Below are 18805 nucleotides of genomic sequence, written 5' to 3'. Positions count from 1 at the left end.
TGCACCCTGGCGGCGGAGCCCGCCGCGCTCCGCCGCCAGGCCGGCGCGCCTGATTTGAGACGGACATAAGCATAAGCAGAGAGGGGGAAACGTATGAGCAACACTGCCGAGGTCATCACCGGGACGGGTGGCCGCACCGAAGCGAGCCCGATCACTCCCGCGTTCCGTAAGCTCGTGATCGCGTCCTCGCTCGGATCGGTGATCGAACACTATGATTTCTTCATCTACGCCTTCACCGCTCCCATCGTGTTCGACCGCTTCTTCTTTCCGAAGATGGATTCGACGGCAAGCATGCTGGCGGTCTACGCGACGTTTGCAGTCGGCTTCGTCGCCCGCCCGCTCGGCGGCATGGTATTCGGCCATTACGGCGATCAGCTCGGCCGCAAGGCGATGCTGACGATCACCTTCGTGCTGATGGGTGTCGCGAGCTTCCTGATCGGCTGCCTGCCGAGCTACGATTCGATCGGTCTCCTGGCGCCGATCGCGCTGGTCTCTTTGCGCTTCGTGCAGGGGTTTGCCTTCGGCGGCGAATACATGAACGCGGTGTCGCTGACGCTGGAGAACGCGCCGTCGGCAAGGCGCGGCTTCTTCGCCTCCTTCGTCAACGCGTCCGGTCCGATCGGCGTAATCCTGGCATCCGGCTTCATTGCCTTGCTCGGCTTCGCCTCGACCCCGCAGGATTTTGCGCAATGGGTCTGGCGCGCGCCCTTCGTGCTCAGCCTCGTCCTGGTGGTGCTCGGCACCTACATCCGACTCCAAGTCGACGAGTCCACCCTTTTCAAGGCGGTCCAGGCATCGGCCGCGAGGCCGAAGGCACCACTGCTCGACGTCACGCGGTCGTGGAAGAAGTCGGTGCTGTTCGGCTGCCTCGCCAACATGGCACACAGCACGTTCCAGTACATGAGCACGGTCTTCGTGCTCGGCTATGCCGTCAAGACGCTCGGTATGGCGCAATCCAGTGTCACCTTCGGCACGATGATCGCCAACGTGCTGGAAATGTGCATGGTGCCGCTGATCGCGGCCTATTCGGACCGCTTCGGCCGCCGCCCGTTCATCGCAATCGGCATCCTGCTGGCGGCGGCGTGGTACCCGATCTACTTCCAGCTCGTCGCGACCAAGGACCCGACACTGCTCATCATGGGCCTGGTCGTCTCGATCGGAATCATTCATGCCTTGATGTTCGCGCCGGAAGCAGCCTTCACGGCGGAGCAGTTTCCGACAGAGGTTCGCGTCAGCGGCTCCTCGCTCGGCAAGCAGCTCGGCATCATCCTGGGCGGCGGCATCGCGCCCCTAGTCGGCACCGCCCTGATGGGATCGACCGGCAACTTCACCGCTGTGATCCTCTACTTCGAGGCGATCGCGGCCTGCGCCTTCATCGGCATCCTGCTCGCCCCGGAAAGTTCGAAACGCGCGCTATAAGTGGAGAAGGTAGCCGCCGGCTCAGGAGAGATTGCATCTCGCTAGTCTCCGTCTGATGCTTACGTTCCGTGGCCGCGATTCGACAGCCGCCGGGGAACCGCATGGGACCGAGATACCTTGTTGCCGCAACCTTGACGGCTCTTGCCCTGCTCGTGACGGCATCCGCGGTCGGACAGCAAGGCACGCTCACGCCAAAGCAATCCGAGGCGCTCGCCACCTACGAGCGGGCGCTCGGCGATTTCAAATCCATCCTCGCCGAGCGACGGCGCCAGATCGAGGCGAAGGAGCCGCTGCCAAACCTACCGGGACAGGCACTCTATCTCGCGCGCGTCGCTGTGATCAGTTCGTACAAGGACCTCACGGACGCCATGCCGTCGCGGATCGGCCGGCCCAACAAGTTCGAGATTCCTCCGGCCTATTTCGACGCCGACATCGAGCCGCTGGTCGACGAATACGGAAAGCTGTTCGACGTCATGGAGGCGCCGCCTGCCAGCGCGCAGAATTCGCCGACGCCGTTCAAGGACGTCGTCGATCTCGCCAGGGCGATCGCGCGCGCCAAGGGGCTTGCGCCTGAACATGCCGAGGCTGCGGGGCGCATCAGCCTTGGTCTGTTCTTTGCCGAGACCAACGGCAAGCAGAATGTCAGCAATGCGCGCTCGAACACCTATATGGGCAGCTTTCAGACCGGCCCCTCCGAAGACCGCAACGGGCGCCGGAAATGGGAGGCCGTCAAGGGCGACATCGCCGCGATCGATCCGGCGCTGAGTGCGCGCGACGACAAGGAAGAGGCGCGCGCCCGCGGCACCGATCACCGCTTCAACCACTGGACCAACGTGCGTGACGGGCTGATGAACGCGCACGCCGACCTGTTCCGTGAAATACCCGGAATCGTGAAGACGCTGCCTGATCCGATCGACCAGATGAAGCTGTTCGAGTTGATTCAGATCGTGCCCACGCCGACGCGGGCTGCGCTCAAGTCCGGCGATCTCCTGAATTACAGGGTGTCCAGTCCCACGATCATGAAGCACCTGCGCAACAACAGCATTTTTGCTTTCGGGCAGGCCGACCGGGCGCGCAAGTCAGCAAGCTACCGCGAGATCCTCGCTGCGATGTGGCTGTTCAACCGGAAGTTCGAGCGCGCGATGGCGAAATACGCGGAGATCAGGGCGCACTAAACAGTCTCAGGTGAGCTCTGGCCCGGCCAGACCAGTCAGTTCTCCGGCTTGTAGCCATCCGTCAGCGTCTTCAGGAACGCGATGATGTCGGCTTCGTCCTGCTCCGTCATCGCCGGCTTATCGCCAGCGTGGCGATCGAACGGCGGATCGGTGACGTCGACATTGGCGTGATATCTCAGCGGCAGGTCGTCGTATTTCCGCACCATGCCGTCGGCCGCGCGCGGAAATACTCTCTCCGGGTTGGTGTCGCGGAAATTGTAGAAATCGAGCACCTGCTCGAGGGTGCTGAAGACGCCATTGTGGAAGAAGGCGTGGCGCGTCGCACTGTTGCGCAGCGTCGGCGTCAGGAACATGCCGCAATACTGCGTCTGCTCCGTGAGGTCGGCGCGATGCGGGCCGCAGACCCCGAGATCGAAATGGTCGGGATCGCGATTATTGGCGAGCGCGGCATTGCGGGGCGCGCCGAGTGCCTCGTATTGGTGATCGGTGAACAGGGGCGGCAGGCCGTCGCGGGTGGGCGCCGAGGTGTGGCACCCTGCGCAATTGGCCTTGTCGGGATCGTTGAACAATTGCAGGCCGCGCAATTCGTTCTCGGACAGCCGGGCCTTGCCCTCGAGCCAATCGTCGTACTTGCTGGTATAGGGATGGAAGCTCGGCTCCTCCACCTGGTAGCGCGCGACGGCGAACATCGCTTCGGCAATCAGCAGCCGCCGATTGTTGAGCACGCCGGCACCGAACAGCTCGACGAAACGCTGAGCGTAAGGCGCGCGGTGTAGCTTGTCCGCGACAATCTCGGCGCTGCCGCCGTCCATCTCGTTGGGATCGAGCAGCGGAAACAGCGCCTGGTCCTGCAACGTGTCGGCGCGGCCGTCCCAGAACAGCCCGCCCTGCGGCACGATGTTCGCCGACGCGCCACTGCCGCCCGCGGTTTTCGTGCTGCGCGCCGCCTGCTGGCCGAGCGCGGCCATCTGCGCGAGATCGATGACGTTGTCGTCATCGCCCTTGTCGGGACCGATGCTGAAATTCGGGTGACGATCGAGATAGGTCAGCGACGGCACCGCGCGAGCGCCTTGCCGCGACAGCGTCGCGCCGCCGAGCATCACCGGCCCGTCATTGGGCGGGCCGTAAGCGTGATCCGGGCTGTGACAGGACGCACAGGACAGCGCGCCGGACGACGACAGCGAGGCGTCGTAGAAGATCTGCTTGCCGAGTTGCGCCATCGCAGACAACGGCGCGATGGGCGGGCGCATGAGACGAACCGGGTTCGGATTCGCCCCCGCCTGTCCCGTCTGGGGAACTCCTGGCGTCTCCGCCGCAAGGACGGCGCCGGCCAGAGCAAGAAGGCCGGCGCCGAGGAACCACATGGTGCGGCTGATCATGAAGCGTCCCGCTGGACTAGGGGTGGTGGTGCTCGTCCGGTGGGCTGGTGATCACCGTGCCGGAGGTCGGATCGAGGAACAGCGCATCCGTCCGGAAATCATGGCTGTGATCCTGATCGAAGTCGAACAGGTCGATGATCGATCCGGCGCTGGCATCGAACGAGCCGCCACCAATGCGCTTGCCCCGCAGCCAGTTGTCCTCGATGAACCGCACCACGGAGGCCTGCGAGATGAAGGTGTGGCTGACGAAGTTGGTCCTGGCGTAGGGCGAAACCACGATAAAGGGAATGCGCGTGCCCGGACCGCAGCGACCGTTCACCGGCTTGCCGCCCAGACCCTTCGGCGCCGGCTGCTTCTGCGCACCCAGGCCGCACAGGCCCGGACCGTTGACCTGATCGGCGGTCGGATCATAGGAGGCACTCTTCGGTGCAACGTATTGATGGTCGTACCAGCCGTCGGAGTCGTCATAGGTGATGATGACGGCAGTCTCGCGCCACTCTGGCTGCTTCTGGAGGAAGTTGATCAGCTCGACATTGCCGACCTGCTCGTCGAGCGGATCGGAGTTGCCGGCATGACCGTCCTGGAAGGCGGGCATCTTGATGTAGGAGACGGCCGGGAAATTGCCGGCCTTCACCGCGGCGTAGAAGTCCTCAAGATCATAGCCGTGGTTGGCCGGATCGACTTTGCCGTCCAGCGCATAGGTGTGGCCGATCGCATGGACCGAGCTCGGCCGCGCATGGGTCGGATTCGCGGTCGACTTGTAGTATTGGAACCAAGCGTGGTGCGGAATGTAGTCCACGATGGTGCCGTTGACGTTGCTGGAGAAGGTGCTGCGCCCGCAGCCCGTGGTGCCGTTGGCATTCTTCAGCGTCAGGTCGAAGCCGCCCATGAAGCTGCCCCAGCTGATGTGCTCTTCGTTGAGCAGATCGCCGATGTTCTTGCCGTCCATCAGGATCGTGCTCGTCGTGCTCGAGCAGGAATCGTTGCCTGGATCGGTATCGCCGATCAGCGTCAGGCCGCCCTGGCCGTCGGCGATCGACGACGACGTGCCGACGATGTTCTGCACGCCGTTGGTCTGGCCGGAGATCACCTCGAGCATGCCCGGCGTCGACGGACCGAAGGTATCGGTCCAGGCATTGTCGCTCATGGAAAAGTGCTGCGCATAATTCCAAAGAGCGGTGACAGTGTTGCCGTCGAAATAGCCCATCACCTGCCCGTTGGTGCCGAACGCGCCAGCGCCGCCCGCGGTGCCGCGGCCCGTGAACTTCGGGAACAGGTCTTCCTTGCCATTGTCGACGGCCTGCTGCTCGGGCGTGTAACTGTGGTTCTGCGAGCGCGTATTGGCCTGGGTGCGGTCGAGGCGGAACGGGTCCGTCGCGCCGCTGCCGTTGGCCGGATTGTCGTTGGGGTTGTCGACCAGCAGGTTGGCCGTGACGAGATTATTGACCTTCGGCGTATGCGGCTTCGGCACGAAGGGAAGCGAACCCGACGGATTGGCCGCATTCGGATAAGTCGCGAAGTAATGATCGAACGAGCGGTTCTCGTTGAAGACGATCACGAGATGCTTGATCGGCGTCTCGGTGTGGATGTCATGCGGATGACGGTGATGATCGCGGCCTTGACCTTGGCCCTGGTCGTGACCGCGGTCCCGACCGAAATCGTCCGCGAGGACTGGAATGCTGCACGCAAGTGCCGTCGCGGCCGCGAAAAACGCAGCCGTCGTCAGAAGTCTGGATGTCATTGTTGTGTTGCCCCGAAAGATTGACGCCGACCCTCGGGACCATAGCGGCGCGCGATGACAGCGCTGTGTCAGTTTGACGCATGGCAATTTGCGCAGTTGCTCGGACGGAATTTGTCATCACGGCAAAGCCGAACGGGACCGCACCGCTCCACCATGAGATGGTGCGAGCCGAGGATTCCATGACGCTACTCCGTCCGGGGCGCGTCCTTCAGGCCGCTATTGTCATAGGCCTTGCGCAACGTGCCGTTCGTCCTCGCGTCCGTCATGAACGCCGCGACGAACGACAGCGCCTAGCTGTGACCGAGCGAGACGGCGACCACCGTGACTGTCTTCTTGAAGGTCTCGGCATGTCATGCCTCCTCACCGTTTCTTCTGTCCACCAACTTCGTTTCGATCGCATCGCCTTGGCACAATTCTTGTCGATCGTGCGCCCGATGAAAAAGCGCTTTGTCGTGATAAATCTCTCAAACGCCACGCCGCCGTTTGCAGCGCAAGGCCGGCGACTGCCATGGCTATGGTGTTCCACGGCCAGTCATTTGTTGCTAGCCTGCCGCACCGACAAACAGCAATCGGGGACCTCCGAATGACCTGCGCGAATCCCGCATCTCCCGCACGACTTAAGCAAGCGTGGAGACATGTCGGACGGGCTTTGGCAACGGCAACCGCCGTGATCGCGCTCGCCGGCTGCGAGGACAAGAACACGTTTGTGGCGCCGCCGCCGCCCAAGGTGGACGTCGCGACGCCGGTGCAGCGCGCAGTGACGCGCTATATCGAGTCCACCGGCAACACCGCGCCGATCAAGAGCGTCGATCTGGTCGCGCGCGTGCAGGGCTTCCTGCAATCGATCGATTACCAGGACGGCACCTTCGTCAAGCAGGGCACCCAGCTGTTCACGATCGAGCCGGAGACCTACAAGCTCAAGCTCGAGCAGGCGCAGGCGGCCGAGGCCGGCGCGCAGGCCTCGCTCCGTCAGGCCGAAGCCGACTATAAGCGGCAGGCCGAGCTGGTGCAGCGCCAGGCCGTCTCGCAGGCTACCCTCGACACCTCGACCTCGAACCGCGACAACGCCCAGGCCAATCTCCAGCAGGCCCAGGCCAACACCAAGCTCGCCGAGGTCAATTACGGCTACACCAAGGTCACGGCGCCGTTCGACGGCATCGTCAGCGCGCATATGGTCTCGATCGGCGAGCTCGTCGGTGTTTCCTCGCCGACCCAGCTCGCCACCATCGTCGCGATGGACCCGATCTACGTGAACTTTACCGTCAATGAGCAGGACGTGCTGCGCATCCGGGCCGAAGCGGCGCGCCGCGGACTGACAGCGGCCGACCTCAAGCAATTCCCGATCGAGATCGGGCTCCAGACCGAGACCGGCTACCCGCATCAGGGGCATCTCGATTATGTGTCGCCGACGCTCAACCAATCGACCGGCACCCTGGCGGTGCGCGGCCTCGTTCCCAACGACAAGCGGGTGCTGCTGCCCGGCTATTTCGTCCGCGTCCGCGTCCCCTTCGATCAGGAGAAGAGCGCCCTGCTCGTCCCCGATACCGCGCTCGGCAGCGACCAGGGCGGCCGCTATCTCCTCGTCGTCAACGGCGACAACGTCATCGAGCAGCGCAACGTGCAGATCGGCCCCGTCGATAATGGCCTTCGCGTGATCGAGAGCGGCCTCAAGCCGGAGGATCGCGTGGTGATCGCTGGGCTCCTGCGGGTGATCCCGGGCCAGAAGATCGACCCGCAGGTGACGAAGATCGAGCAGCCGCAGGCCTCTGCCAAGTAGGAGCCCGCCATGATCTCAAAATTCTTCATCGAGCGGCCGGTCCTCTCGAACGTCATCGCGCTCCTGATGATCCTCATCGGCGGCGTAGCGCTGTTCAACCTCGCCGTTGCGCAATATCCCGACGTGGTGCCGCCGACGGTGCAGGTGACCACGCGCTATCCCGGCGCCAGCGCCAAGACCGTGATCGACACCGTGGCGCTGCCGATCGAGCAGCAGGTCAACGGCGTCGAGGACATGCTCTACATGCAGTCCTACAGCGGCTCGGACGGCACCTACACGCTGACCGTGACCTTCAAGATCGGTACCGATCTCAATTTCGCGCAGGTGCTGGTGCAGAACCGCGTCTCCAGCGCGCTCTCGCAGCTGCCGCAGTCGGTGCAGAACCAGGGCGTGACCGTGCAGAAGCGGTCGACCTCGATCCTCTTGTTCGTGACGCTGACCTCGCCGGAGGCGAGGTACGACAGCCTGTACCTAAGCAACTACGCCACCATCAACATTCGTGACGAGCTCTCCCGCCTACCGGGCGTCGGCAACGTCACCGTGTTCGGCGCCGGCCAGTACTCGATGCGGATCTGGCTCGATCCCAACAAGCTGCAAGTCCGTGGCCTGGTGCCGCAGGACGTGATCCAGGCGATCCAGCAGCAGAGCCAGCAGGTCTCGGCGGGCCAGGTCGGCGCGCCGCCGACGCCGCCGGGGCAGGCGTTCCAGTACACGCTCAACGTCAACGGACGGCTCGACGACGCCAGCCAGTTCGAGAACATCATCGTCAAGTCAGGCACCAGCGGCGATGTCACGCGGGTGCGCGACGTCGGCTGGGTCGAGCTCGGCGCGCAGACCTACAGCCAGATCTTCTCGCTCAACAAGCAGCCGGCGGTCGGCATCGGTGTGTTCCAGTCGCCCGGCGCCAACGCGCTGCAGGTCGAGCAGGCCGTCGAGAAGAAGATGGCGGAGCTCGCCAGGCGCTTCCCCGAAGGCATCAAGTACGACACGCCATTCGACACCACCAAGTTCGTGGAAGCCTCGGTGCACGAGGTCTACATGACCCTGATCGAGGCCGGCCTTCTGGTGCTGGTCGTGATCCTCGTGTTCCTGCAGGACTGGCGCGCGATGCTGGTGCCGGCGACGACGGTGCCTGTCACCATCATCGGCGCGTTCGCCGCGATGGCGGCGCTCGGCTTCACCATCAACATGTCGACGCTGTTCGCGATCGTGCTCGCGATCGGCATCGTCGTCGACGACGCCATCGTGGTGGTCGAAGGTGCCGCCCACAACATCGAGCAGGGCATGAACGGCCACGACGCCGCGATCAGGGCGATGGACCAGCTGTTCGCGCCGATCGTCGGCATTACCCTGGTGCTGATCTCGGTGTTTTTGCCGGCCTCGTTCCTTGCCGGCCTCACCGGGCGCATCTACTCGCAATTCGCGCTGGTGATCGCGGCGACCGCGCTGCTCTCCGCGATCAACGCGGCGACGTTGAAGCCGACGCAGTGTGCGCTTTGGCTGCGGCCGGCGGTGCCGCCGGAGCAGCGCAACTTCTTCTACCGCGGTTTCAACGCCGTCTATGACCGCGTCGAGCGCGGTTACACCAGGCTGATCACGTTCCTGGTGAAGCACGCCACCATCTCGGTCGCATTCGCGCTATTGGTCATCGGCGCCAGCGGCTATGGCCTGTCGCGGGTGCCGACCGGCTTCCTGCCGATCGAGGACCAGGGCTACCTGATCGCCGCCGTGCAGCTGCCCGATGGCGCCGCGCTGGAGCGGACGCAAGCCGTGCTCGACAGAGCGAGCGGGCTGATCAAGGACACCCCGGGCGTGGCGCAAGTCATCACCATCGCCGGCATCTCCGCGCTCGACAACAGCGCCAGCCTTGCCAATGCCGGCGTCGCCTACATCATCCTGAAGGATTGGAACGCGCGCAAAGGACCCGGCGAGGATCTGCGCTCGCTGGTCATTGGGCTGAACGACAAGCTCGCGACCATCATGGAAGCGCGCACCATCGTGCTGCCGCCGCCGCCGATCCAGGGCATCGGCAACGCCGCCGGCTTCTCGATGCAGGTCGAGCTGCGCGACGGCAACAGCGACTTCGCCAAGCTGCAGGCCATCACCGGTGCGATGGTCAGCAACGCGCAGAGCCAGAGCGCGCTGCAGCGCGTGCAGTCCTCGTTCCGCTCGTCGGTGCCGCAATTCAACGTCGAGATCGATCGCGTCAAGACCCAGACCCTGCACGTTACCACCGATCAGGTGTTCTCGGCGCTGTCGACCTATCTCGGCTCGTCCTATGTCAACCAGTTCAACAAGTTCGGCCGCGTGTTCCAGGTCTACACCCAGGCCGATCCGGCCTTCCGCGTCACCGAGCGCGACATCGCCAACATGCAGGTGCGCAACTCCAACGGCGACATGATCCCGATCGGCACCGTCGCCAAAATCACGCCGGCAACCGGACCATCGCTGATCAGCCTCTACAACCTCTATCCCTCCTCGACCGTGATCGGCTTGCCGGCACAGGGCTATTCATCGGGCCAGTCGCTGAAGCTGATGGAGGAGATCGCGGACAAAACGCTGCCGCCGGGCACCGGCTACGAATGGACCGCGATGTCGTATCAGGAGAAAGCCGTCTCGAACCAGATCTACTGGGTGTTCGGCCTTGCCATGCTGCTGGTCTATCTCGTGCTCGCCGGCCAGTATGAGAGCTGGTACGCGCCGATCTCGGTGATCCTCGCAGTGCCGCTGTCGCTGCTCGGGCCGATGCTGATCCTCTCCGGGCTCAAGATCGACAACAACCTCTATTGCCAGATCGGCCTTATCCTGCTGATCGCGCTGTCGGCCAAGAACGCGATCCTGATCGTCGAGGTCGGGCTCGAGCTGCACGGCCGCGACGGCAAGCCGATCCTGGAGTCGGCGATCGAGGCAGCCCGCGCCCGCTTCCGCCCGATCCTGATGACCTCGTTCGCCTTCATCCTCGGGGTGGTGCCGCTGGTGCTCGCGACCGGCGCCGGCGCCAGCGCCCGCAAGTCGATCGGCATCACCGTGTTCTCGGGGATGTTGGCCTCGACCTGCCTTGCGGTGCTGTTCGTGCCGGCCTTCTTCGTGGTGGTGCAGCGCTTCGAGAACTGGCGTGCGTCGAAGAAGGCGGTGAAGAAGTCGACAGTGGCAGAGGTGAAGACTTAAGGTTGGTTTGGATCAGCGACGCCGCGCGCTGACTTCACCTCTCCCGTTTGCGGGAGAGGTCGGCGCGAAGCGCCGGGTGAGGGTTCTCTCCTCTTGGGGAGTCTCTCTGCGGAGACAGCCCTCTCCCCGCCCCTCTCCCCCAAAGCGGGAGAGGGGCGCACCGTCCGCGCAGACACAGCCGAGATCTAAGCCTTCTCCGCCGGCGCCTGCCGCGCCTCGCCGCTCGACACCAGCAGCACCGAGACCTTCGATTGCCTGAGCACCGCGTCGGCGACGCCGCCGAAGGAGAGATGGTCGGCCTGGATGCGGTCGACGCCCATGACGACGAGGTCGACGTCAGTGGTGTCGATCTCGCGGAGGATCGCAGCCTCCGGGGCCCGGTTCACCCGCAGCGTGGTGGTGATCTCGACGTCGTAGCGGGCGGCGAGATCGCTGGTGTCCTTGAGGATGCCCGTCTCCTGGCTCAGTCCGCGCGAAGTGCCGCGCTGCGCGCCCTTGTCGCGCGTCGTCGCCACATAGATCACCCGGAGCGAGCCTGAGCCGGCCAGCGCCACCGCGACCTCCGCACCGCGCTTGGAAACGACGCTGCCGGAAACGGGAACGAGGATGTTGAGCGCGTCGGGCATTGGCTGCTTCAGATGCTTGCCCTTGCCCACGACGATCGCGAGCGGTCCTTCGAACTGCGCAGCGATGTCCTCGATCTCGCGATCGAAACGGTCCTTGGCGGCGGCCACCTTGGCAATGCCGACGACCAGGAGATCGAACCCCTTGCGCGCCTCGTCGGCAATGGTCTCGCCGAGCTCCGCGCGCCTGGTGCGGGTGACGACGTCGACGCTGCCAGCGTCGCCAATGGCGGAGACGGTTTCGGCAGCCTTCTTGACCACGGCTTCGTGACTCTCATGGGGGCCCTTCTCCTGCTCCTCGGCGCGCTTGCCTATATGCAGTACCGTGATCGGCAGACCGCGCATGCCGGCGATCAGGCCGGCAACGTGGGCGGCGAAGGTGGCGTTGGGACTTTCGTCCACCGCCAGCAGGGGACGCTCGAGATTGGCGATGAAGCCGCGCCTCTCGAATTCTTCCCGCTCCAGCCGCTCCTTCTCCTCCTCGTTCATCGGCAGCTTGGCCAGCGCCGCACGCAGCATCGGCGGCATCGCCATCGTCGTCACGATCGCCATGGTCACGATCATCGTGAACAGGTTCTGGCTGAGCACGCCGATGGAGAGGCCGATGGTTGCGATGATCACCTCGGTCGAGCCGCGCGCGTTCATGCCGCTGGCGAGCGCCAGCGACTCGCTGGCATTCAGCCCGCCCGCGGTGCCCCCGACGAAGGCGCCGCCGAACTTGCCGACGCTGGCGATCACGACGAGGAGGCCGGTGAGCATCAGGAGGTTGGGATCGCGCAGCACCGAGAGATCGGCGCTGAGCCCGGCGAGGCCGAAGAACACCGGCATGAAGAAGCTCGAGATCAGCCCGCGCAGGCGCTCGTCGATCTGCCGCGTCAGGATCGGGGACTCGCCGACGAGAATGCCGGCGACGAAGGCACCTAGCACGGTGTGGACGCCGATCAGGTGCGTGATCAGCGCCATGACGCCCATCAACAGCAGGATCACCGTGATGACCGCCGCGGCGCTGACCAGATTGTCGTTGGCCCAGCGGATCAGCCGGAACACCAGGCGGCGGCCAATGGTGAAGCTGACGGCGAGGAAGGCGAGCGTTCCCAGCACGGCTTTCGCCACCGAGGCGACATCGAGCGTGCCGTGCGAGGCCAGACTGAAGATGACGGCGATGATGATCCAGCCGATGGTGTCATCGATGACGGCGGTCGCGACGATGATCTGCCCGACATTGCGTCGCATGAAATTCATCTCGCGCACCACCACGGCGACGATCTTCACCGAGGAGATCGACAGCGCCGTGCCCATGAACAACGACGCCACCAGGCGCTCCTGCGGATTGGGCAGCAGCGCATCCGGCAGGAACTCGCCGAGTGTGAAGCCGCAGGCGAAGGGCACCAGGATGCCGGCAATCGAGATCGCGATCGCGGCCCTGCCGACCTTCCGGACCAGCTTGAGATCGGTCTCCATACCGGTCAGCAAGAGCAGCAGCAGAATGCCCACCTGCGCGATGCCGTCGATCATCGCCTTCTGCTCGGGCGTCTTGGGGAAGATCGCGTGCTGCGCCTCGGGCCAGATCCAGCCGAACAGCGACGGCCCCAGGATGATGCCGGCGAGCAGCTCGCCCATGACCGAGGGTTGGCCGATCCGCTGCATGATCTCGCCGAGGCCGCGGCCGACCGCCAGCAGCAGCGCGATCTGCAGGATCAGGAGGGACTCGGAGGGTCCGGCCGATTTGCCGGCTTCGGCGCCGGCCGCAATGGTGGTGAGGACAAGCGCCGCGGGGACAAGGCCGACCGGTCGGAGCAGGCGCCATGGCATGCAGGTATCTTTCCCCCTTCATCTGCCCCGGTGTCGGGGCCACAGGGGATAGAACCCGCGGAAGGCGGAGCGGGTTCCGCCGCACGCGGCGGTTCAGGGGGCGAAAACAAAAAGTGCGAAAACAACCCCATGCACAGTAGAGAGGGGATTGAAAAAGCTCGAGAAATTTCGGGCTTGCCGAAGCGACTTGCTCCGTCGGGCAAAACACTGGCAGAATGGCATGATTGGTGGCATGGGCAGGGTGCCTCCTCATCTTCCGTCATTGCGAGCGCAGCGAAGCAATCCAGAGTCCCTCCGCGGAAAGATTCTGGATTGCTTCGTCGCTAGGCTCCTCGCAATGACGAGCGGGAGAGAGTCCCAACCTTACGCCGCGCTCGTGCCCCGGACGCAGCGCAGCGCTATCCCGGCGATGCTAAGCATGGTCCGGTTCGGCGATGCGCTGCAGAGCCGGGGCCCATGCGGCAGAGAGTTCGCGGCCTCTGGGTCCCGGATCGGCGCGCGCTTGAGGCGCGCTTGTCCGGGACACGAAACCTCACACCGGCTGCGGCGTCCTGATCTCGCGCGGCAGGATCAGCGCGGCGGCGATCGCGAGCAGGCAGAGCGCGGCGAAGGCGTGCAGCATGGTGACGAAGCCGCCCTGCTCGTAGAGCCAGGCGACAAGGCCGACGGACGCGCCGGCCGCGGTGAAGCCGACGAAATAGCGCACGGCATAGGCGCGCGAGCGCCACTCCTCCGTGGTGTACTTGCCGACCATGGCGTCGTTCACCGTGACCTGGCCGAACGCGCCCATGACGATACCGATCGAGACCACGATCAGCGGCAGGTTGGAGAGGCTCGCGGCGAGATACAGGAACGGCGCCAGCATGAAGGACAGCGGCAGCGCCACCGTCTTCAGCGAGTAGCGGTCGAGCAGCCGGCCGATCGTGTACTGCGTCATCGCGCCGAACACGTAGACGCCGGCGGCAATGAGCCCTAACAGCGCCGGGCTTTTGGTGAGATCAGCGAGCCGCTCGGCGAACAGCTTTGGCAGCGCGACCGTGACGGCGTTGAAGGTCGTCGAGATCGCGATCACCACGATCAGAAGCGACAGCACCACGCGCCACATGTCCTGCTTAGCCACCCGCGCCTGGGCCGCTGCCTGCTTCGAGCCCTTGCGGTCCTCGTGCACGACGCTCATCGCGAAACCGATGCCGATCAGGACCGTGACCACGCCGGGAACGATGAACGCAAAGCGCCAGCCGAGATACTGGCCGATCACGCCAGTCACCAGCGCGGACGAAGCGACGCCAAGATTGCCCCAGACGCCGTTGATGCCCATCTCGCGGCCGAGCCGGTCGGCATAGGACACGATCATGGCAGTGCCGACGGGATGATAGATCGAGGCGAAGATGCCGATCGCGAGCAGCGCGGCGCCGAGCTGCACGGGGGTCTGCACGAAGCCGACCGCGATCATGGAGGCGCCGATGCCGACGAAGAAGATCAGCATCATGTGGCGGCGGCTCCAGCGGTCGCCGAGCCAGCCGGTGAGCAGCGAGCCCGCGCCGAAGGCAACGAAGCCAGGCGTCGCGTAAGGCAGGAGTTCCGAATAGGCCATGCCGAGCGCCGGCCCCATGATGATGACGGCGGCGGCGAAGATCAGCATCGAATAATGGTCGATGAAATGGCCTGCATTGACGAAACTGATGACCCGACTGGGGCTGTTCATTTCCCGAATCCTCTCCTGCTCCGAAATCGGTTATATGTCGTGCGAATGACGGGATGCTGCCAATGAGTGTCGTCGAAACGCCAATCCTGCGGGAGGTCCGGAGCAACCACCGCTCGCCCGCGGGCGTGCACCTGGTCGCCCGCGATTATCCCAAGGGGATGCGGATCGAGCCGCACCTGCACCGCGAGGCGCAGCTGATCTATGCGACCAGGGGCACGATGCAGGTGACGACGCCCGGCGGACGCTGGCTGGTGCCGCCGGACCGGGCGGTCTGGGTGCCGGCCGGGCTCGAGCACGCCATCGACCTGCTCGCCGACATCGAGATGCGTACGCTGTATTTCGACCTGTCCTGGCTGAAGCGCGAGCAGCGCCATGATGGCCTGAGCAGAGAATTCGTGGTGCGGGTGTCGCCGCTGCTCAATCAGGCGATCCTCGCGTTATTCGACGCGCGCAACACCGAGGAGCGCACCGAATTGCTGGTGCGCCTGGTGATGCTGGAATTGCACCAGGCCGAGGATTCCACGACCTTAGTGCCGCTGCCGCGCGAAGTGCGCTGCCGCCGCGCCGCGATGATCGTGCTCGACGATCCCACCGGCCTGCACGACATCGACACCTTGGCGCGCGAGGTTGGAACCTCGGCGCGCACACTGTCGCGGTTGTTTTCGAGCGAGACGCAGCTGAGCTTCAAGAGCTGGTGCCAGCGCGCGCGCATCGCCTCCGCGATCCAGCGGCTGTCGACGGATGCCAATGTCTCGGTGAAGCAGCTCGCGACGCAGCTGGGTTATGCCAGCGTGCCGGCGTTCTCGGCGGCGTTCCGACAGGTGACGGGACGGACCCCGACGGAATTTGCCACTCACTCAGTCTCATCGCCCGGCGTGGCCGGGCGATCCAGTACGCCGAGACGGCGCGGCTAGAACCGAGAAGCCGCGGCCTACTGGATGCCCCGGTCCCGGCTCCGCTAGGCTACGCCGGGCCTGCAAGGGCGCTCGGCCGGCGAAGCTTCAGCGAAGACGGCGAGCCGGGGCATGACAGCGCGCTTTGGAGTGAGTACTGCCTGCCACATCAATCTCCCCCGGCATGACAGCATTCGCCAGACGCACGCTCCAACTAAAGATGCCGCATTCCCCTGCTTGATTGTGATCGGCTTCCACCCAAATCCCATGTAAGCTTCCGCCACGCACAAACCTGAATCGAAAGCTCAGATGGCCAACGCCTTCTTCTCCGACCTGCTCGCCACCATCTCCGAGCGCGGTCGCACGCTGCTTCGCCGCGGCGACGCCTCGAACACCAAACGGGATGCCGATGGACTGCTCGAGCTTTGCGGCGCGCTGCTGTCCGGCCGGGGCGAAGCCTCCGGCACCGCCATGGCGCGCGAGGTGCTCGACCTCTATCAGGAGCTGGATGCGGCGGGACGGCGCGCCTTCTTCGAAGGATTGGTGCGCTTTTTCGGCCCCGACCGGGAACGACTTTCCAGGGCGATCGAACAATGGCGCGCCAAGCCGAGCGACGAGGATGCCAGCGCCCTGCACTTCGCCTCCGAGCCGCGGCGGCAGGAGCTGATCCGACGCCTCAACCGCGCGCCGGGTGGTACCGGCGATCTCGTCAAGATGCGCGCCGATCTGCTCGGCATGATGAACGGTCACACCGATCTCGCCGCGCTCGACCGCGACGTCTCGCATCTTCTCTCTTCATGGTTCAACAGGGGGTTTCTCGTGCTGCGCAGGATCGACTGGTCGACCCCGGCCAACATCCTCGAAAAGATCATCCGTTACGAAGCCGTGCATGAGATCTCCGACTGGGATGATCTGCGCCGCCGCATCGACCCGGTCGATCGCCGCTGCTACGCCTTCTTCCATCCTGCGATGGTGGACGAGCCCCTGATCTTCGTCGAGGTGGCGCTGACGGAGACAATCCCGGGCGCGATCGCGCCGCTGCTCGCGGTCGACCGCCAGCACCTTCCCATCGAGAAGGCGCGCACCGCCGTGTTCTATTCCATCTCCAACACCCAGCGCGGTCTTGGCGGCATCTCCTTCGGCAGCTTCCTGATCAAGCAGGTCGTGGAGGAGCTGCGCCGCGAACTCCCGAAGCTCGACAGCTTCGTGACGCTGTCGCCGGTGCCCGGCTTCATGCAATGGGTGAAACAGGACAAGGACCTGCCGCTGTCGGACGAGGACCGCGAGGTGCTGAAGCGCCTCGACGATCCCAAATGGTTCGAAAGCCCCGAAACGGCGGCACTGCTCCGCGGCGTGCTGGAGCCGCTCGCGGCGCATTATTTCCTGAGGGCGCGCACGCCGAAGGGCCGGCTGATCGATTCCGTCGCCCGCTTCCATCTCGGCAACGGCGCGCGGCTGGAGCGCATCAACTGGATGGGCGACCTCTCGCCCAAAGGTGTGCGGGAGTCCGCCGGCGTGATGGTCAACTACCTCTATCGCCTCGACGACATCGAGAAGAACCACGAGGCCTACGCGAACGACGGCGAGGTGGTGGCGTCGAGCGCGGTGAAGAAGCTGCTGAAGGGCGAGGGGCGAAGGCTGCTGGATATGCGGTTGTCGTAAAGAGGCCGCCCGGCTCGCGTCACAGCGTCATTGCGAGCACAGCGGAGCAATCCAGACTGCCTCCGCGGAAAGACTCTGGATTGCTTCGCTACGCTCGCAATGACGGAGTGTGGGGCGGCGCCTCAGACTATTCCAGGAGTCCGCCGCGGACCAGACGCCCGCGAGCGGCACCGCTCTCTCCGCCGTCATTGCGAGGAGCTCTTGCGACGAAGATTCCATGGGGAGTGGATAGCGACCGGGTCTGAGGCCAGACTGAGGTTGCTGAAGCACTCAACCTGGGACAACGATGTTGCTCGATCATCTTTCCGACGGACTGGCCGCTATCCGGACGCAGATTGGCGCAATTTTTGTGTCATTGGAACTGAGCCGTTCGACATGGCTGGTTACATCGCTGTCGCCCGGCAAGGGCGAGAAGATGTCCAAACACAGCGTGAAGGCCGGCGCTATTGCGGAGCTCTTGAAGCTCTTTGCAGCGCTGAAGCGTAAGGCACAGGCGCGAACGGGCGAGTTATCCGATCATCACCATCCAGGAGGCGGGGCTGGATGGGTTCTGGCTTCACCGCACTCTGCAGTCGGAGGGCGTCGAGAGCTACGTGGTCGATCCGGCCTCGATCGCGACGCCGCGCCGGCGCAGGCGGGCCAAGACGGACCGGTTGGACGGCGAGACGCTGTTGCGGTCGCTTCTGGCCTACAAGCGCGGCGAGCCACGGGTCTGCGCGATGGTCGTTGCCCCCTCTCCGGAAGAAGAGGACCGCCGCAGGCTTTGCCGGGAGCGGCGGACCTTGATCGCGGAGCGGATCGTGCATGTGAACCGGATCAAGGGTGTTCTGTTTGCGCAAGGGATATTCGACTACGTGCCGCTGCGGCGCGATCGACGGACGCGGCTCGAGGCCTTGCGCACGGGGACGGGCGGCTGCTGCCGGCGCATTTGAAGGCGCAGATCAGCCGCGAGCTCGACCGGCTCGAACTTCTGCTTGACCAGATCGCGGCGGTAGAGCGCGAGCAGGATGCATTGCTGGCTGCAAGCCGACCAGCAGGCGAGAAGGCTGCATCGAACCCGGTCGCGATGCTGCTCGACTTGAAGGGCCTGGGCCCGAACTTTGCTGCCATTCTCTGGTCGGAGGCCTTCCACCGTCAGTTCACCAACCGCCGCCAGGTTGCGTCCTATGCCGGTCTTGCGGCCACGCCATGGCGCAGTGGCGGCATTGAGCGTGAGCAGGGCGTGTCGAAGGCCGGCAATCCGCGCCTGAGAACCACGATGATCCAGCTCGCCTGGTTGTGGATACGTCACCAGCCTCAATCGGCTCTGACCCAGTGGTTCAAGGCCAACAGCCAGCGCGGCCGCAAGCGCACAATCGTGGCGCTGGCGCGCAAGCTGCTCGTGGCCCTGTGGAAATACGTGACCGCCGGCGTTGTGATCGAGGGAGCCGTGGTGAAGCCCGGCGCCTGAC

Annotated in this window: 10 protein-coding genes and 2 pseudogenes; 7 read left to right on the top strand and 5 right to left on the bottom strand. The window is 64.7% G+C overall.

All coding sequences use genetic code 11. From position 1 onward, the window contains the following. Positions 1-93: 93 nt before the first annotated feature. Together P6U29_RS11905 and P6U29_RS11900 are read left to right on the top strand one after the other, a co-directional pair. Positions 94-1419 (top strand): MFS transporter, encoded by a 1326-nt coding sequence (locus P6U29_RS11905; protein WP_407117770.1) that lies wholly within the window; start codon positions 94-96, stop codon positions 1417-1419. 101 nt (positions 1420-1520) lie between these two features. Next, the gene (locus tag P6U29_RS11900) at positions 1521-2594 is read left to right on the top strand and encodes a hypothetical protein (protein WP_407117769.1); all 1074 of its coding nucleotides are present in this window, start codon (positions 1521-1523) and stop codon (positions 2592-2594) included. A 35-nt stretch (positions 2595-2629) separates the two neighbouring features. On the opposite strand, the gene P6U29_RS11895 is transcribed toward P6U29_RS11900, so the two are convergent. The 3 genes and pseudogenes from P6U29_RS11895 to P6U29_RS11885 form a co-directional block, all read right to left on the bottom strand. Further along, positions 2630-3973 carry a cytochrome-c peroxidase gene (locus tag P6U29_RS11895; protein ID WP_407117768.1) on the bottom strand — a complete coding sequence of 448 codons (1344 nt, stop codon included), beginning with the start codon at positions 3971-3973 and terminating at the stop codon, positions 2630-2632. Between the two features lie 16 nt (positions 3974-3989). Beyond that, positions 3990-5714, bottom strand: coding sequence for a phospholipase C (locus P6U29_RS11890; RefSeq protein ID WP_407117767.1), 1725 nt, complete (start codon positions 5712-5714; stop codon positions 3990-3992). A gap of 185 nt (positions 5715-5899) precedes the next feature. Continuing rightward, positions 5900-6058 (bottom strand): annotated as a pseudogene (locus P6U29_RS11885) (amino acid ABC transporter substrate-binding protein); the annotation flags it as partial. A gap of 239 nt (positions 6059-6297) precedes the next feature. Between P6U29_RS11885 and P6U29_RS11880 the strand changes: the two are divergent. Both P6U29_RS11880 and P6U29_RS11875 read left to right on the top strand, forming a co-directional pair. Further along, positions 6298-7491 (top strand): efflux RND transporter periplasmic adaptor subunit, encoded by a 1194-nt coding sequence (locus P6U29_RS11880; protein WP_407117766.1) that lies wholly within the window; start codon positions 6298-6300, stop codon positions 7489-7491. Between the two features lie 9 nt (positions 7492-7500). Next, positions 7501-10659 carry an efflux RND transporter permease subunit gene (locus P6U29_RS11875; protein WP_407117765.1) on the top strand — a complete coding sequence of 1053 codons (3159 nt, stop codon included), beginning with the start codon at positions 7501-7503 and terminating at the stop codon, positions 10657-10659. A 185-nt stretch (positions 10660-10844) separates the two neighbouring features. Here P6U29_RS11875 and P6U29_RS11870 read toward each other — a convergent pair whose 3' ends face one another. Both P6U29_RS11870 and P6U29_RS11865 read right to left on the bottom strand, forming a co-directional pair. Then, positions 10845-13094 carry a cation:proton antiporter gene (locus tag P6U29_RS11870; protein ID WP_407117764.1) on the bottom strand — a complete coding sequence of 750 codons (2250 nt, stop codon included), beginning with the start codon at positions 13092-13094 and terminating at the stop codon, positions 10845-10847. A 532-nt stretch (positions 13095-13626) separates the two neighbouring features. After that, a complete protein-coding gene (locus tag P6U29_RS11865) occupies positions 13627-14799 on the bottom strand; it encodes an MFS transporter (protein ID WP_407117763.1) in 1173 nt (390 codons plus the stop codon). Positions 14800-14861: 62 nt separating this feature from the next. Here P6U29_RS11865 and P6U29_RS11860 point away from each other — a divergent pair, with 62 nt between their 5' ends. The 3 genes and pseudogenes from P6U29_RS11860 to P6U29_RS11850 all read left to right on the top strand — a co-directional run bounded on the left by P6U29_RS11860 (position 14862) and on the right by P6U29_RS11850 (position 18804). Continuing rightward, positions 14862-15713 (top strand): AraC family transcriptional regulator, encoded by an 852-nt coding sequence (locus tag P6U29_RS11860; RefSeq protein ID WP_407117762.1) that lies wholly within the window; start codon positions 14862-14864, stop codon positions 15711-15713. A gap of 288 nt (positions 15714-16001) precedes the next feature. Further along, positions 16002-17354: a malonyl-CoA decarboxylase gene (locus P6U29_RS11855; RefSeq protein ID WP_407117761.1), complete on the top strand. Its 1353-nt coding sequence runs from the start codon at positions 16002-16004 to the stop codon at positions 17352-17354. 286 nt (positions 17355-17640) lie between these two features. Then, positions 17641-18804, top strand: a pseudogene (locus P6U29_RS11850) (IS110 family transposase). Position 18805: the final 1 nt, after the last annotated feature.

The sequence above is a fragment of the Bradyrhizobium sp. LMG 9283 genome (assembly GCF_045571415.1).
In the GTDB taxonomy this organism is placed as follows: domain Bacteria; phylum Pseudomonadota; class Alphaproteobacteria; order Rhizobiales; family Xanthobacteraceae; genus Bradyrhizobium.
Note: the sequence above shows the minus strand (reverse complement) of the source record. Positions and strands in the feature narration are given on the sequence as shown.